A 16,714-nucleotide genomic window follows, 5' to 3' on the forward strand; every position below is an offset into this window, starting at 1 on the left:
GTAAGGTTCTTCGCGTTGCATCGAATTAAACCACATGCTCCACCGCTTGTGCGGGCCCCCGTCAATTCCTTTGAGTTTCACCCTTGCGAGCGTACTCCCCAGGTGGATCACTTAATGCGTTAGCGTCGTCACCGAAGGGGTCGAATCCTCCGACGACTAGTGATCATCGTTTACGGTGTGGACTACCAGGGTATCTAATCCTGTTTGCTCCCCACACTTTCGCGCCTCAGCGTCAGTTACAGACCAGTTGACCGCCTTCGCCTCCGGTGTTCTACCTGATATCTACGCATTCCACCGCTACACCAGGTATTCCATCAACCCCTTCTGTACTCAAGGGAGGTAGTTTCGAAAGCAATTGCTACGGTTAAGCCGCACGATTTCACTCCCGACACACCTCTCCGCCTACGCGCCCTTTACACCCAGTCAATCCGGACAACGCTTGCACCTTCCGTATTACCGCGGCTGCTGGCACGGAATTAGCCGGTGCTTACTTTGGAGGTACCGTCAGCCCCGCCAATAGCGGGGGGTTCTTCCCTCCCTACAGAAGTTTACAATGCAGAGCACCTTCATCCTTCACGCGGCGTTGCTGCGTCAGACTTTCGTCCATTGCGCAATATTCCTCACTGCTGCCTCCCGTAGGAGTCTGGGCCGTATCTCAGTCCCAGTGTGGCTGATCATCCTCTCAGACCAGCTACCCATCGTCGCCTTGGTAGGCCGTTACCCCACCAACAAGCTAATAGGCCGCGACCCTATCTTAGACCGATAAATCTTTCAAGAGCAGACCATGCGGTCCACACTCAACATGCGGTATTAGCGGAAGTTTCCCTCCGTTATTCCACAGTCTAAGGCAAGTTAGTCACGTGTTACGCACCCGTTCGCCACTAAGTATTGCTACTTCGTTCGACTTGCATGTGTTAAGCACGCCGCCAGCGTTCGTCCTGAGCCAGGATCAAACTCTCCGTTGTAAATATTACAACTGAATTTGTCCGAAAATTGAATTGTTCAGGGCCTTCTGACTAAGTTCCGGGCGGAACCTATCAGAATCGCACATTTCCTATTGTCAAAGATCAGGTTTAGCGCTTGTTGCCCTACGGGGTGCAGAACGCCGGGCAGGACCCGGCGTATTTGACCGACCGTAATTTCAAGCAGGCCCTAATATAACCTCCTTCAGATTCTCAGTCAAGTTGACAAAATAATCCAAATTGTCGTCAGAATGCATGTTAAATTTATAATAAATAATATTTTATAGATTTCCTGTGCTACTTGCGTGTGTGACCCAGGAGGCATTCGAGGAGAATTCTTGACAGCAGATTCCTCCCATTTAGTCCTTTTTAGTCATTGCCTGTCCGCTGAAACTGTTGTAAATTCCAATACATGAGAATTCTCTTCTGCCTTCTTTTAGCCGGCTCAGTCAGTTTTGCCCGAATGCTGGAGCCGGTGATTTCGCCCCGTGCGACTGGAATGGCCGGTGCGATCGTGGCCTCTCCTTTAGACCCAACCTCGGTCCTGCATAATCCGGCAGCTCTTTCGGCCCTGCAACAGATGGGGTCGGACATGAGTTTTGGAACACGAGTCGGCGGAACCGACCGATGGTTGTGGGCTTATGCAAATCCGATGTCTGATGAAGGCAGCCGTTTCGGATTCGGTGCGTATGCGGATGGACAGACACAGCCTGCAGACACCAAGTTCCTGGTGCCGTTTATCTCCGCATCATGGCAACCCATGGGAAGGTTGTCGTTAGGCGCAATTGCGCACATCATTCGAGAAGTCGCGCGCAAGAATCAGGACGACTCAAAGTGGAGCAATTCAATCGATATCGGCCTGCTCACACCCGGTGAGAGAGTAAATTTTGGTGTGAATGTTCGAAATGCCTTCGGGGGAACTTCCGTCGTGACCAAGACCCTGCAAGGCGGAGCGGCAGTTTGCTCTGACAATAAGAAGTTAAACATTGCGTATCAATGGGACGGTGATCTGCTGAATGGAGTCAAATACCGGTACACCGCCTCACGGCTCGGGACTGAATACGTGCTTGGCAAAGTCGGGATTGCGCGTGCAGGTTATGTCTGGTCTGATGTGCATCGCGTCACGTTTGGCACAGCATTCGGGATGATGGACGGTGGCTCGCTGATTCAGCTCGGCTGCTCGCTGCCGACCAAAGGAAAGGCTCCGACTGAATGGAGCGTAGGATTGTCATATCGCATTTAGAAAGGGTGTCGCGTGTTCCGCTGTATTCTGATTTCTACTTTACTTCTTGGATTGGCCTCTGACGCATGGTCAGACGCCACACGATACTGGGTTTTTTTCGCAGACAAGGCCATCGCGCCCGGACGTGAATATCGCGTGTTGGACGAAGCACGGGAGGCGCTTTCACCGCGAGCCTTAGAACGGCGCGCAAAGCACGGGATTTTCGAACTCAGTTACGGCGACGTGCCGCTTCATCAGGCATATGTGCGACAAGTTGAGGCGACCGGCGCTACCCTGCGCAAGGCAAGCAGGTGGCTGAATGCTGTGAGCGTTGAAGCGACCAATGAGCAGATTGCGCGAATTGGCGAATTAGCATGCGTGAGCAGCGTGCGACGATTCACTCGGGCAGTGAGCCTCGAGATTCCAGCGAGAGTGGGACAATCTGCCTTGGACTCCATAGCCTACGGCCCGAGCTTCGCACAGAATGAGCTTTCGGGAGTGCCCGAACTTCATGCACGCGGACTGAGCGGCAGCGGGGTGCTACTGTGTATGCTGGATACGGGCTTTCGTACGGAGCATGTTTCGCTGTCTGGGCTGAACTATCTGGCCATGCGCGACTTCATCAACGGCGATTCGATTGTGCACAATGAAGAGGGGCAGGACACACCCGATCAACAGTCACACGGCACGGCGGTTCTATCGGCTGCGGCGGGTCTGGACAGCGGAAACATCGTCGGCCCAGCCTATGGGGCCTTGTGGATGCTTGCCAAGACGGAGTACGTTCCCACCGAGACTGAAGTTGAAGAGGACTACTATGTCGCGGCTTTGGAGTGGGCTGACAGCGCGGGAGCGGACATCACATCTTCGAGCCTTGGGTATATTGACTGGTACGAGCAGTCGCAAATGGACGGGCAAACGACGGTTGTCACGCAAGCCGTGAACGAAGCTCAACGCCGCGGGATATTGGTCGTGACTGCGCAGGGAAATGAGCGCGGTTCTGAATGGGGCACCGTGATTGCACCTGCAGATGCCGACAGTATTCTTGCCGTAGGATCCACAGATTCTCTCGGTCAACTTTCCGGATTTTCATCCCCCGGCCCGACGGCCGATGGACGGATCAAGCCCGACTGTTCCGCACAGGGTTCCAGCACGTATTGCGCAATGGGCTTCACAACCAATCAGTATTGGAGGCTGTCCGGAACATCTCTCGCAACGCCTATCGTGGCCGGAATCGCCGCGCTGGTCATGGAAGCGAATCCGGACTGGACTGCACAGCAGGTCAGGCAGGCACTTATGCAAACGGCTTCACAGTCAACACTGCCGGATAACGATCTCGGCTGGGGGATTGTCAATGGTCCCGCAGCGGCTGATTATGTCTTCTCCAGCGTGTCACCGCGTGCCGTACTACCGAGCGTGATTGGACTAAGAGTTTTCCCGAATCCGGTGAACGGCATCGCGACACTCTCGTTGAATCTCGACCGCGCTCAGCTTGGCACAGTGGTTGTTTACAACATCCTCGGACGCGAAGTGCTTCACTTTGGCGAGCAACCTTACGGGTCGGGTGTCAATCTGCTGGCCATCCCTGCCGATCAATTGGCAAGCGGGAAGTATCTGGTCAAGTTCGCGGGCGATGCCGGAGTCGCGGCTACGTCTGTGGTTGTCTTGAAGTAGTCCTAATCCAGATCAGTCATCGTAAGGACGATAGGCTTGAAGACGTCACTCACTCGCTATGCCTGGTTGTCGATCGTCGCCGCAGTCGCAACGATCGGACTAAAAGGTGCGGCGTACTATTTGACCGGATCGGTCAGTTTGTTGTCAGACGCGCTTGAGTCGTTTGTGAATCTGGCGGGGGCGCTACTGGCACTCGTCATGCTGATTGTCGCGGCGAGACCTCCGGATGACGATCACGCATACGGGCACGGCAAGGCAGAATACTTTTCAAGCGGCGCCGAAGGCGCCATGATTTTAGTCGCCGCCGGCAGCATTGCGTTCGCGGCAATTCAACGTCTGATTCATCCGCAGCCGCTTGAGCAGATCGGCATCGGTCTCTTCGTCACAGCCGTTGCCGCATTGATCAATCTGTTCGCGGCACTCGCCATACGAAGAGCCGCGCGTAAGTACGACTCTGTGACTTTGTCTGCGAATTCGAGACACCTGATGACGGACGTGTGGACGTCAACCGGCGTCATCGGTGCCGTCGCGGTCGTTGGCCTTACCGGATGGCAGACACTTGATCCAATTGTCGCTTTGTTCGTTGCCGCGAACATCGTCCGTGAAGGCGTCCAAATTGTGCGCATTTCCATCTCAGGATTGATGGACAAGACCATCAGCCCCGAAGAGCTGCAAAAAGTTGAAGCTGTCCTGGACGGCTTCAACTCGGAACATGTCAGCTATCATGCACTTCGAACGCGTCAAGCCGGCCAACGCAGATTCGTGTCGGTTCACATCCTCGTCCCGGGGCAATGGTCAGTGCATCGCGGCCACGAACTGCTCGAGAGCATTGAGGAACAAATTCGACGCACAATCCCCAATTCTACGGTACTGACTCATCTCGAATCGCTCGAGGATCCTGCTTCCTGGGAAGACATTGATCTCGATCGTGGAGGGCCGGCACGTCAGTAGCCGCGCTTTTTGTCCACCACATACAACAGCGGTATCCCGTTCAGATAACGGGTCAAGTTCTCAGCAAAAATCTCATGCACGCGGTGAGTGTATTCCGGAAAGTTCCCGGACACGTGCGGAGTCATGAATACGTTGGAAAGCGAAAAAAGTTCCGAGTCTTCAGGAAGTGGTTCCGTCGCGAAGACGTCCAATAGTGCGTAGGCTGGTTTTCCTTCTTTCAGTGCCGCAATCAAGTCTGCCTCGTCGACGATTGAACCCCTTGCCACGTTAACAAAGACGCTTCCTTCCTTCATGAGCGGGAACAACCGACGGTTAAAGAGGCCGCGCGTCTGTTTCGTTGCGGGAATCGTTAGAATCACCACGTCGTTTTGCTCAAGTCGTTCTTCGAGCAACTCCATGGGGAAGACATGAATATTCCCTTTGCGCTCAGACGTCGCAATTGCTTCGACTCTCATGCCTGCCGCGAGCAGCAGGTCGGCAATTCCTTTTCCCACTTCTCCAAATCCCACCACCAGTGCGCTCTTGCCGGCAAGCGTATTTCGTTCGAGAGTAATCTTCTTCTTCTGGTTCTTCCAATTCCGCGTGTGGCGCCACTGATCCGCATATTCGAAGCGCTGCGCCCAGTAAAGCAGCGCCCCCATCACCCATTCTGCCATCGGACGCGCGTGCAGGCCGCGGCTGTTCGTCAGGATGACTTCGCTGTCGATCAGTTTCTGAAACAGGCTGTGATCAACACCCGCGCTGGTCAAATGCACCCACTTCAGCTTCGGCGCCGCTTCATATTGCTGCTGCGTGAACCGATGCGCAAGAAATACCTCTGCATCGGAAATCTTGACAATGGCATCTTCTTCAGACTCCGCAAAGATCACTTCTGCCGCATAGTCGCTTGCGCCATCAACCGCCGCGGCCAATTCGCGCTGCCGTTCGGGGTTCTGCGAGGCGTAGGATACAATCTTAAGTTTCTCAGAAGTGGACATTATTGTGCTACCTGTCTCTCATTGTTTCTGCCGGCATATGCTCAACTGATTCTCCTCTGCAGGAGGATACTCGATTGCTGAATCTTGAGAAGTTAATCCCCCGCGGAATTCGACCGTTGTGGGCCGCGGCGAACGTGTCACTTATCGGAGATTCGTTGCACGATGTGGCAATCCTCTGGTTGATCTACGACCTGACAGGTTCCTCGACTGCCACGGGACTGCTCGGAATCGCGCGCTACCTGCCGTCCATTCTGCTGGGAGTGTTCGCAGGGGCCTGGGTGGACCGCGCTCCGCGCAAGAGTGTGTTGCTGTGGACAGACGCCGTGCGTGTCGCGTTGGTCGGCTGTCTTGCAGTGTTGACCGCGACCGAGTGGATTAACGTGCCAAGCCTCTACACTCTGGCGTTCGCCATCGCCGTCTGTACAATCTTTTTCAATCCGGCTCGCGACGCAATCGTTACTCAGCTTGTTCCGCGGGAGCAAATCGTTCGCGCGACGTCGGTTCTGCAAAGCAGCCTGGGGATTGCCTACTTCCTGGGGCCACTTGCGGCCGCACTCTGCCTCCCAATCATCGGATTGTCCGGTCTGTTTGCGGTCGATTCGCTTACCTATGCGGTGTCGTTCCTGTTTATTCTTGCGCTCAAACCTTCACAGAGCGTGAGTCCCGTACAGGAGTCAACGGCATGGTCGATGGTCAGGGAAGGACTCAACTTCGCGAGAAAGAATCCATTCATTTATGGTCTGCTGTGGGTGACGGCAGTTGACAACTTCTTCATCATGGGTCTGGCGATTGTCGGCACTCCGATCTATGTGCGCCTGCATCTCGGACTCGGTGCGGACGCGTATGCAATTCTGCAAAGTTGCTTCGCGCTTGGCATCCTGGTCGGCAGCGTCCTGATGCATCGTTTTGGTCACAGGCTGCCGCGCGGCCGAACTTTGCTCTGGGCGATTGTCTTTGACGGGTTCTCGTTCACTGTATTCTTTTTCACGAACGAGTTGTGGACGACAGCGTTGGGATGGTTCATTCACAGTATCGGAATACCGTTCATACTAATCTCGCGCACATCGCTGGTACAGTCCGAAGTCCCGTCTGCCTTGCAGGGCCGAGTCTTCAGCCTTGTTCAACTCACTGTCGTGGGGCTGAGCGCAATCAGCTCTGGAATGGTCGGCGTTATGCTCGAAGCGGTGTCTCCTGCCGCACTCTTCCTGATCATGGGGATAGCGGCAGGCTTGGTCGGAGCGCTCGGTTTCCTGAATCGCGACTTACGGGAACGAGTGTGAGTATCTCGAGTCACTCAACCGTTGTTTTCTGCATGTGCCGCCTTTGATTCTGCGGTCGGGTTCATCGGTTTCAACAGGCTTAGTCCTGCCGCGAGTAGTAAGAGTCCGCCAATCAGCCAAGGCCAAGGCACCCAAGCCGCATCGTCGGATGCAGCCCAACCCTGTGCGGCAAACCATTCTTCGAAGCGAAACACAATCATGCTTGCGGCATTGTTGATGAAGTGCCCCAGAATCGCCGGGAAAATCGAACCCGTACGAACTGCAATAAAACCAAGCAAGATTCCAAGTGCAAATGTCGGGAGAAAGCGATATGGATTCAAGTGCAGTATCGCGAAGATCAAAGCGACAACGAGTATTGCGGTCCACTTCCCTGATTCTCGATCGAGACCGCGCAGCATCAGCCCGCGACACAGGTGCTCTTCCACAACCGCTGGGAGCAAGGCAATGATCCCTAACGCGACCCAGAGCGGTTGATCCTCCAGCGCACCGAAGAGATCCGTGAATTGCTGCAGCAAGTCCTCCGGAAATGGAAAGAGCATGTGCTGAAACGTGGCAAGCTCTATGGTTAGAATCCATCCTCCGGCTACGGCAATTGCAGAGGCAAGAAGATTGCGCACACCGGGTGGTGTCCAGCCAAACGCGGCCACAGGATCGTATCCACCCTGATACACCCATAGAGCAGCGAGCAGGGCCAACGAAATCTGCACGACAAATACGCCCGAGAGTGGATTGTCGGCTTGTGCCATCCCCCCCACTCCTCCAACCACAATAATCGCTACGGCGGCAAGCAGGGCGACTGCGCCGCTGGACAGTCTCTTGCCCGGCTCCCGGACAGGTTTGCGAAAGGGTGTCCACTTTACGTCCTCGGCATGTCGGAACAGCACGCTCTCCCGATTGAATTGCAGCGTCACCCAGTGCAGCGAAAGCAAGGCAAGCCCGACGGTACTGGCGACAGTAACTCCGAGTTCAAGCCACGGAGTCTGACCTGCGAGCAACGCGCGAACGAGCAGCGAAATGTTTGCGATGGGTACGACCGCAAGGAGTGGAGTTAGCTCTATCCCCGGCACCATGGAGACCATGGCGGGCAGTATGCTGATGAATATCATGGGAGTCAGCAAGGCCTGCCCCTCTTTGTAATTGCGAGCGGTAACGGCCACGGCAAGAGAAACACCCGCAAAGGTCACCGCGATGGGTATCATTACGACAAGTACCAATAACAGTGACGGCAGCGAGACAGAGAAGCTCATCCCGGCTGACTCTCCGAACATACGGAACGCATACATGGTCGTAAAGCCCATGCTCACGAGATTCAACAGCGCAGTGATAATCGCGGTCGTGACCGTAGCCAGAAATTTCCCATAGACTAATTGCCTGCGCGACGCAGGGCTGACCAAAAGGGTTTCCAGCGTGCCGCGCTCCTTCTCGCCAGCAGTCAAGTCAATCGCCGCATAGAACGCACCGCTGAGTGTCATGATTATCAAGAAGTATCCGAGAAACCTGCCCAGCGCCGATCCTGCTGCCTGTTGCTCCGTTGCCACATCGACCGACTCGAAAGTCAACGGGTCCACGAACGACGAGTCCAGTCCGAATAACTGCAGTCTGCGGCCGACCACACCATCCTTGTACTTATCCACCGTGCGCTCAATGCGTTCGCGAATCATTTCTGAAAAGTCGCGGCTGCTCAGGTAGTTTACCTGCACGGACGCGTGGCCTCCTGACTCAATGCTGTCCAGGAAACCAGGTGACAGAGAGAGTGCGGCATCGATTTCCCCTGCCCGCAGCTTCTCGACCCAGTTTGTGGAATCTGCAAGCTCAATTAAGCTGCCGGAGTCATCCGCAAACAAGTCACCCGGCAAGGATTCCGGTGTTAACAATGCAACCACTGCAGTCTGCTGCTTTAACTTACCCACTTGCAAAAGAGTGATCTGCATGATACCGATAAATATCAGCGGGTACATGAGCAGGGGCAACACTACCGTGACCATCAATGTGCGTCTATCACGGTAGATATCACGAAGCTCTTTTAGGAAGACTGTGCGGATCGGAGAAGGGGACATAATCGATTTGGCGCAGGGCGAAAGTGATTAGGGCAATTCTGACCTCTAATATAAACAAAGCGGACGGTTAAACACAACCGCCCGCGCCACTTGCCGATGGACCGGTTCAGGTCGCCAGTGCGTCTGCAATGATCTCGCGATGATCGAAGGCGATCTGCTCAGGCAAACTCGAGAGGTCGAACCACCTTGCCTCTTGGGCGTCGTCGCCGGCTGATATCACACCCGCTACCTCTGCACGGAAAACGACTGTTAGTGTGTGAAAGCGCGGATCACGGCCAGGTTTTGAGTAAACGCCGACCAGACACAACGACTCGGCGCTTAAACCAGTTTCCTCTGATAACTCGCGGGCAGCGGCATCTTCCGCGGACTCGCCATAATCAATAAACCCGCCCGGGAGTGCCCAGCCTTCCGGCGGGTTCTTTCGCAATATGAGCAGTACTTTCCCCTCCCTAACGACGACAACGTCGGCGGTGGGGAAGGGATTCTTGTAGGTCGAGATTTGGTGTCCGCACTGGGGACAGTAACTGGTGAGTTCCATGTTCACTCCAAAATAAAAGGCTCGAGTGGTACCCGAGCCTTCCTTGCTACTTCAAGATTTCATTATGCTTGTGAGATTACTTCAATAACCGGCGACCAAATGCTGGACATGCGTTCGCGCAGTTCGCTTTGCAGCCGCTTGAGTTCAGACTTCAGAACTTCCATCTCCTTTTTCAGCTCTTCCATCCCCAATTTGACTTTGCTTCGCAGGTCCTGGAAATTCCAATTCCACCAACTTTCGTCGCGGCTAATCGCGCGAGCCTCGCCATCCGAAATGAAGAATCTGGCACCGTCAGGGTGGATACGCAGGTCCATGTTGATTTGCGGGACCTTCTCCAGTTCCACTCCAATTCCGTTAAGTTCCTGCTGCAGCTTTTCCATTTCTGCGGCAAGTTCTTTTGCCTCAGTCTCGCCAAAACCGAAATAGAAATTCTCCCCGTCGACACCGGGAATGTCGCCGTAGAAATCCTTGCGATTTGTCAGGGTCACCGGAATGACCATAGGCTTTCCATCGCGGATAATGTGGAAGTCGATCGTCGCGTCCGGACTTGACTCACGGATTGCATCGCGAACATCGCCTTCATCCGACACGGCCTCTTGACCGACCTTGGTAATCACATCGCCCGCTTTCAGGCCAGCCTTTTCCGCCGGAGAGTTTTCCACAACTTCCGAAATCAGCGCCCCGCCTTCTACCTTGAAATACTTCTTGAGTCCGTCTGACAGTTCTTGAGTGACAACACCAGCGAATGCCGCAGACGACGGTTTCATTCCTTCCCAGCGAAACACGGGCGGCATAGGGGCGTCGTCGTTCCCCATTGAGAACCACCTCATGTCGCCGAATTCTCGCTCTTTGCCTTCAAGTTTGACTGCTGCTGAACGCTCATTGCCGCCCCGCTTATAGACAAGCGAGACTTCATCACCGGGCTTAAACTTATTTAGTTGCACACGCAATTCCGCCGGACCAGTTAACTTCTGTCCATTGATGGACATCAGGATATCGTTAGACCGAAGTCCCGCCTTTTCCGCGGGTGACCCCCCCACGACACTTTCGACCAAGACTCCCTGCCCGGTTTGGACTCCATAATCTGAAGCAATATCAGAAGTTACTTCCTCCGGGATAATGCCCAGAAAGGCACCATCCACCTCTGACTTGGCGCTCTTTGCCAAAACGAGGGCACGTTCCTTGGCTGACAGGGCTTTGGCCTCCGCCTCTGTCTTGTCGCCAGCCCAGGCAAGGGAACCCAAAAGCAACACGCCAAGCAGAATCAGACTTGTTACTCGATAATACATTCTTCTACTCCTAACCCTTCCGAGTTTAACTCGAACTCCCCTCTCGTCACGATTTTAACTACATGGCGGGGCCGTTCGTTCCGGACCCGATTATCATGCTTGCTTCACCAGGACGAATTACCTATACTTTCGTGTTAACTTACTGGAGTTGCGGATTGCAGATTTTGTTGCAAAACAGGCTGGATTTCTACACAGCCCTGATTCCCCGAATTCCCGATCCTTCCATGCGCGAGAGGATTTCGCGGATTGCCTCACACAGGGGAGATTCTGTCCCCATTCCAACCCTTTCGTATGACGATAAGCTCTTAAAAGAACTGGCTTTACTCGACCCCCTTTGTAAGCCCGAGTTTGGTCGCAAGTGGGGGCGAACAACCCTGTCACTGGATGAAGCCTTAACCAGAGCTATCCGGTTCGAAGAGCTTATCATTTTGTCAGGACTGGAGCTTACGGCCAATCCTCCCCTCGAGGGTCTCAAAGAGCTGGTAGATTTAGCCCGCGAGAGGCTCGGGCTTCTGATCATCCTCTCCGATGACTTGCGTTACCACAGAATCAGGCTCGTGGAAATGCCGTAAGAGGAGCGATGTTTGCGCCATGACCGCGCATGGACCCCCGTCAGGTAACTCAGCTGGAAATCGGCGACCCGGAAACCCGAGTCCGCCTCGTTGCGCAGGGCAAGAATCTGTGGAAAGTTCGCATGCTTTTCCCGCGCGCTCGAGCGCACGAAATCCCTGAACAGCTCCGGCAAATCAAGGCGGACTTGGCAAGATCCTTCGGTGTTGCGGAGCATCGACTTCAGTATTACGAGATGATCTCGAAACGGAGAATGCGGCACGGGATCCTCGTGGAAATCCAGATTCGCAGGCAAGAAGCCCCTGCCGGTGCGATGCGCATTCGATTCTTACCGAAGACTGCGCAGGACGGCACGGTTTTCTCAGATATGCGTGTGGTTGTGGACTTGTTTCCGGTGGACGAATATGATTGTCCGTTGACGATTGAAACTGTTGACGCGAAGTTGCGCAGCGAAGGCGTGGATGTCAATCTGGTTCGCTGGCGACTGGTCAGAGAGTTGGTGGATGACTGTGTCGAGAGACAATCCCCTATGTTTGAACAGGTCATTGCCGAAGGAGAGTTGCCGGACATCGGCATGTCATCACGAACTTTCTACCACTGGTTCCCGCAGAGCGATCCAGCACACACAACGGCGTGGCTGGGACTGCGCAAGGTTGAACAGGGAGAAGGGTTCCTCGAACATCAGCCGGCTACCACCGGCTTGCACTCCGGCCGCAATATCTTCGGAAAGGAGCTGTCGCCCCGTCGGGGTACAAATACGCGACTTGTGAGGGGACCTGGTGTTAGTTCAGAGCAGACTGAGCGGAAAATGGTAGCCACGAAAGCCGGTGTCCTGTTCTTTCGCAGATCCTACGCTGATAAGAGACAAAAAGATTCTCCTTGTGCCGTGCCACACGTTTTGACTGCGGAAGTAATAAGGATTCGGGAATTGAAGGCTGTGGAAGCGCCGATGCAGAAGTGGGACGAGCCCGTCTGGATCTTGGGGACGTTGCCGAAAGGATCAGTCTTAACTGTAGCGGCTGATTGCGTCCTGCAAGGCGACATCTCAAGCGGGTGCCAGATTCAAGTCAGCGGAGACTTACGTGTCACAGGACATGTCGCCGATGCGACAATTGGAACAGGCGGGCACTTTTGTGTGCATGGCGACTTGCGAGGGGCGATCTGCGAAGTCGGATTGACCGCGCAGTTTATCGGCAGAGCGGTTGATTGCACTGTGTACGCGCGGGAGATTCTGGCGGACAAGATTGAAGGCGGAATTGCTGAAGCTTACCACCAGTTCTCGAACAAGCACGAAGTCGTGGCGTTTAATCGGGAGAAGTTTCTTGCCGAACATCGTCGAGCCGGCGAGGAGGCACTAACCACTCTCCAAAGGCAAATGACCCGACTGTATGAGATATTTGGGCCGGAAATCGTTCAGCAGGTCACAGACGATACTATTCAGATGAACCTGCTAAGATGGCTCAAACGACAAAAGGCACTCGGTATCGGAACCTACTCTCATGCTCATGTGCAGGAATTCCGAACACTGCTGGAGGTTTTACCCGGACTTCGACGGGAATTAGCTTCAATCGCAGCAGGATTGCGGGAACCTGCACGTCCCGCTGACAAGCAAGGCTAAAAATGCCGCTACATGTTTCTTGCCAGGGGACAGCGCTGTCGCTATATTAAATATAGTGAAAACATGTGAAGTGTATTTAATATACTACCAATCACTGATAATCGACATGATCCTCTGAGAAATTTGCTGTATTGGTGTATCCGTCGTTACATTAGGTCATTGTGACAAGTCATGATGACGCTACAATATCGACGCAGCAACGCTCCGAATTCTTTGACCCGAGGCCTGTGGCTTCCCTGGTTGAGGTATTGCTGCACGAACTTTCGAATCCTGTTCAAGCTGCGAGGATGATGCTGAACCTGCTGCAGGCCGATGTTGGCAATAATACTGAATTGCGTTCGCGCCTGACTAAGCTGGACTTGGCTATTGACCGTATCGCCATGGCCGTGCACAGTGTTCAATCCGTGAAAGAGGCCGCCTTACGAGCGCCTACTGGCGTCAACTGTGAGCAGGTGTTAAACGACTTGCGAAGTGAGTTTTCCGCGATCAGCGTGCCCGCGGAAATCGCTCCTTGTGAATCGGGACTGCCATTAGTCACGCTCCACGAAGGCGCAATACCAGTTCTGATTGCCCGCTGGGTGGCGGCAAACATGGCGGATTCATCCACCGTCCGAGTTCAGAACCGTTTTGCGGGCAAGCGTTGGACTTTCCAAGTGACACTGCGTGACGGACTGACAGACGCGGCGATGCGAGACCTTGGAGCAAACAGTGTCGCGGGATTTGCGGCGGCGATCTATCACTTTATGATCGTTGCGGGAGGAACGGCTTCAATAAAAGAAGATAGTCAAGGTGAGTTTGAATTGCATTTGAGCTTTGCGACATGGTCTGAATTTGTGGCTGGAACGGATTGACTTATGACAGATATGATACAAGTTTTGATTGTGGACGATGATCCGCTGGTACTGTCCGGTTTTCGCGAAATTCTCTCACGCGCAGGATATTCTGTGGTCGCCTGTTCATCAGGTCAGGCCGCCATAGACTTGCTCGCGGAGAAACGGTTCAGCGTCGTTCTCACAGACTTATTCATGCCCCGCGTATCAGGCATGGATGTCTTAAATGCCGCGCTCAGTGCCGACCCGGATAGCGTGGTCATCGTGGTGACCGGATTTGCCTCTGTACGTGGGGCAGTGGACGCACTGCGACGAGGCGCGGCTGACTACGTGATAAAGCCCTGTGAGGATGATGAACTGCTGCACCGCATTCGAATAGGACTCGAGCGTGCCGAACTTAAGGCAGACCTGCGCTCGAAAGAGCTTGATGCTGAGAAGATGAAGGCCATCGCACAGACCGCCGTAACCGTAAACGATCAGATTAACACTCCGCTCAATGTCATCTTGAACAGTGCGGAATTCATTCGTTTGAAGCGCCTGCCGGACACGCTGGATGTCCAACAGTCGCTTGACTTCATCGTGCAGGAAGTTGCCAAGATCAAGTCCGTCATTCAAAAGCTTGCGACAGCCGCCAACCCGTCTAAGACACGCGAGTACTCGGTCGGCAGTCACCGTATGATCGACATTGATTCTCCCCTCGTCGCAGTCACTTCAGCGTCGCGCGAGGAGTTGCGTAAGCAGAAGATTCTGGTTGTCGACGACGAGCAGTTTATGGTGCATACGCTGACGAAGCTTTTGGAAGTGTTGGGTTACGACGTCGTCACGGCTTTCGGCGGCCGCGAGGCATTTGAGAAGTATGCAGCCGAGCCTGTGGATCTTGTGGTTAGTGACGTCCACATGCCGGACATGAACGGCATTGAACTGATGACGTCAATTAAGTCGCACAATCCTGAGTTTCCTGTGATTCTTGTTACCGGATACGGAGTCGAGGAGGCACGCAAGACTGCAGGGGAATATCGTGCCGACGGTTTCCTCGGAAAACCTTTTAGAATCGATGAATTGCGTCAAATGATTGAGAAAGCACTGCACAGCACCGCTGCTGCCTGAGAAAACCGAACCGACAAGAGGAAAGAGTTTGAGATCGAAATTCCCCGAATTCGAGCGAAAGATATTGGTGATCGACGACGACGCGGTCATCTGCGAAGTGGCTGAAGCGATGTTGCACGAAGCCGGCTGGCGGGCCAAGCAAGCTTACACTCCAGAAGAGGCACTTGACAAGTCTGCGGGCGAATCATGGCCGGTGGTCCTCTGCGACGTACATTTGCCCGGGGACAACGGAGAGCTGCTTCGCACTCTTCGTGAACGATTGCCACAGACGCAAGTGGTCATGATCACGGGCGACCCGACGATGACGAGTATCCGTCAGGCGATGCGATCTGGGGCCTACGACTACTTGCCCAAACCGCTGCGTCGAGAGGAACTGTTACGGGTCACCGAGCTCGCCTTCGAACGCTATAAGCTAACTGTTGAGCGAGATTTTCTTGAGCGAGAGAATGAGCGCTACCGCCAGCAGCTGGAAGAACTCGTTCAGAAGCGAACTGAGCAATTGCGTGAAACCGAGCTTCGCTACCGGACTCTCTTTGATTTGGCCGTGGACGCGATAGTACTGGTATCCCTGAAGGATGGAACCGTTTCAGAACTCAATGGAACAGCATCACGACTACTGGGCGGGAAGTCTTTCGACCTGCAAGGCCGTTCAATCAGGGATTTCGTTGCGACACAATTGGACGAGTGCCTGGCGAACGGCAACGAAATTTCACGCAGAATCTGGCAGTTCCCGAAACTCGAGTTGCGAGGAGTTGATCGCGAGCAGCACGTGACTTCGGCAACCGTCAATCGCATCGAGTTAGAGGGCGAGACTTATCTGCAGATTGTAGCTCGTCAATTCACCGACCTTACGGAATTGGTACAGCGCTCGGAAATCATGGAAACCGAGTTGATGAATGAGCAGCGGCTGGCGGCGATTGGATTGTTGGCCAGCGGTGTGGCACACAACATCAATACACCGCTAATGGGAATTTACGGGTTGGCACAGGTCATTAAGATGAAGCATCCAGAGATACAAGATGTTGACGGAGTCATTGCACAAGTAGAGCGCATCAACGGCATTGTGCGCAATCTCATGTGGAAAAGCCGACAGGAGCAGGAGTCTGCCAAGCAGGACATTGATCTCAATGTTTTGTTGCAGGAAGAGCTGCGTTTTCTGGAGGCTGATATGGATTTCAAGCATAACGTTGAAAAAGTCTTTGAGTTTGCGTCCAACCTCCCCCCGATTTTCGGACGGTACAGTGACTTCTCGCAGTCGTTGACCAATATCATCCGCAATGCCCTGGATGCGATGTATGACTCTGAGTCAAAGCGGCTGCGTGTTACTACCGCCACTGAGAACGGTAACATTGTGCTTACTGTTGAAGACTCCGGCAAGGGGATAGACCCTGACCACGTCCAGCGAATCTTTGAGCCATTCTTTACGACCAAGCCTCCGATCAATGATACCGAGAACGGACAGCCTACGGGTACTGGACTCGGCTTGTCGACCGTGCAGAAGCTCTTGAATCCGTACGGCTGTACTTTTGATGTTCAAAGCACTCCAAATCATGGGACAAAGTTCACTGTTTACGTTCCAGTCGAGCCAAATCAGTTCCAAGAAGCGGAGTCCTCGAAGCTCGCAGAATCTGATTCATAATAA

13 protein-coding genes and 1 rRNA gene are annotated in these 16,714 nt (G+C 53.9%); 9 read left to right on the top strand and 5 right to left on the bottom strand.

The window, feature by feature from the left end; genetic code table 11:
• Positions 1 to 965 (bottom strand): 16S ribosomal RNA (locus tag KJZ99_08270); the annotation flags it as partial.
• Positions 966 to 1,437: 472 nt separating this feature from the next.
• Between KJZ99_08270 and KJZ99_08275 the strand changes: the two genes are divergently transcribed.
• The 3 genes from KJZ99_08275 to KJZ99_08285 are packed head-to-tail and all read left to right on the top strand — an operon-like array spanning position 1,438 to position 4,806.
• Positions 1,438 to 2,205 (top strand): hypothetical protein, encoded by a 768-nt coding sequence (locus KJZ99_08275; GenBank protein MCL4305896.1) that lies wholly within the window; start codon positions 1,438 to 1,440, stop codon positions 2,203 to 2,205.
• 12 nt (positions 2,206 to 2,217) lie between these two features.
• Positions 2,218 to 3,855, top strand: coding sequence for a S8 family peptidase (locus KJZ99_08280; GenBank protein MCL4305897.1), 1,638 nt, complete (start codon positions 2,218 to 2,220; stop codon positions 3,853 to 3,855).
• A 30-nt stretch (positions 3,856 to 3,885) separates the two neighbouring features.
• Positions 3,886 to 4,806: a cation diffusion facilitator family transporter gene (locus KJZ99_08285; GenBank protein ID MCL4305898.1), complete on the top strand. Its 921-nt coding sequence runs from the start codon at positions 3,886 to 3,888 to the stop codon at positions 4,804 to 4,806.
• On the opposite strand, the gene KJZ99_08290 is transcribed toward KJZ99_08285, so the two are convergent.
• On the bottom strand, positions 4,800 to 5,783 hold the full coding sequence (locus KJZ99_08290; GenBank protein MCL4305899.1) for a D-2-hydroxyacid dehydrogenase: 984 nt from the start codon (positions 5,781 to 5,783) through the stop codon (positions 4,800 to 4,802). The genes KJZ99_08285 and KJZ99_08290 overlap by 7 nt on opposite strands.
• A gap of 74 nt (positions 5,784 to 5,857) precedes the next feature.
• Between KJZ99_08290 and KJZ99_08295 the strand changes: the two genes are divergently transcribed.
• Positions 5,858 to 7,063, top strand: a complete 1,206-nt coding sequence (locus KJZ99_08295) for an MFS transporter (protein ID MCL4305900.1) — start codon at positions 5,858 to 5,860, stop codon at positions 7,061 to 7,063.
• Positions 7,064 to 7,077: 14 nt separating this feature from the next.
• On the opposite strand, the gene KJZ99_08300 is transcribed toward KJZ99_08295, so the two are convergent.
• From KJZ99_08300 to KJZ99_08310, 3 genes are all read right to left on the bottom strand, one after another.
• The gene (locus KJZ99_08300) at positions 7,078 to 9,120 is read right to left on the bottom strand and encodes an ABC transporter permease subunit (protein ID MCL4305901.1); all 2,043 of its coding nucleotides are present in this window, start codon (positions 9,118 to 9,120) and stop codon (positions 7,078 to 7,080) included.
• Positions 9,121 to 9,226: 106 nt separating this feature from the next.
• Complete coding sequence (locus KJZ99_08305; protein ID MCL4305902.1) at positions 9,227 to 9,658, bottom strand: NUDIX hydrolase; 432 nt, start codon at positions 9,656 to 9,658, stop codon at positions 9,227 to 9,229.
• 62 nt (positions 9,659 to 9,720) lie between these two features.
• A complete protein-coding gene (locus KJZ99_08310) occupies positions 9,721 to 10,947 on the bottom strand; it encodes a PDZ domain-containing protein (protein MCL4305903.1) in 1,227 nt (408 codons plus the stop codon).
• Positions 10,948 to 11,009: 62 nt separating this feature from the next.
• Here KJZ99_08310 and KJZ99_08315 point away from each other — a divergent pair, with 62 nt between their 5' ends.
• From KJZ99_08315 to KJZ99_08335, 5 genes are all read left to right on the top strand, one after another.
• A complete protein-coding gene (locus KJZ99_08315; protein ID MCL4305904.1) occupies positions 11,010 to 11,519 on the top strand; it encodes a hypothetical protein in 510 nt (169 codons plus the stop codon).
• A gap of 29 nt (positions 11,520 to 11,548) precedes the next feature.
• A complete protein-coding gene (locus KJZ99_08320; GenBank protein ID MCL4305905.1) occupies positions 11,549 to 13,135 on the top strand; it encodes a DUF342 domain-containing protein in 1,587 nt (528 codons plus the stop codon).
• A gap of 227 nt (positions 13,136 to 13,362) precedes the next feature.
• Entirely contained in the window at positions 13,363 to 13,986 is a 624-nt protein-coding gene (locus KJZ99_08325) for a hypothetical protein (protein MCL4305906.1), read from the top strand.
• Between the two features lie 3 nt (positions 13,987 to 13,989).
• Positions 13,990 to 15,072, top strand: coding sequence for a response regulator (locus KJZ99_08330; GenBank protein ID MCL4305907.1), 1,083 nt, complete (start codon positions 13,990 to 13,992; stop codon positions 15,070 to 15,072).
• A 28-nt stretch (positions 15,073 to 15,100) separates the two neighbouring features.
• Positions 15,101 to 16,711, top strand: coding sequence for a response regulator (locus tag KJZ99_08335; protein ID MCL4305908.1), 1,611 nt, complete (start codon positions 15,101 to 15,103; stop codon positions 16,709 to 16,711).
• Positions 16,712 to 16,714 lie beyond the last annotated feature (3 nt).

The sequence above is a fragment of the bacterium genome, assembly GCA_023382385.1.
Classification (GTDB): Bacteria; Electryoneota; RPQS01; order RPQS01; family RPQS01; genus JABWCQ01.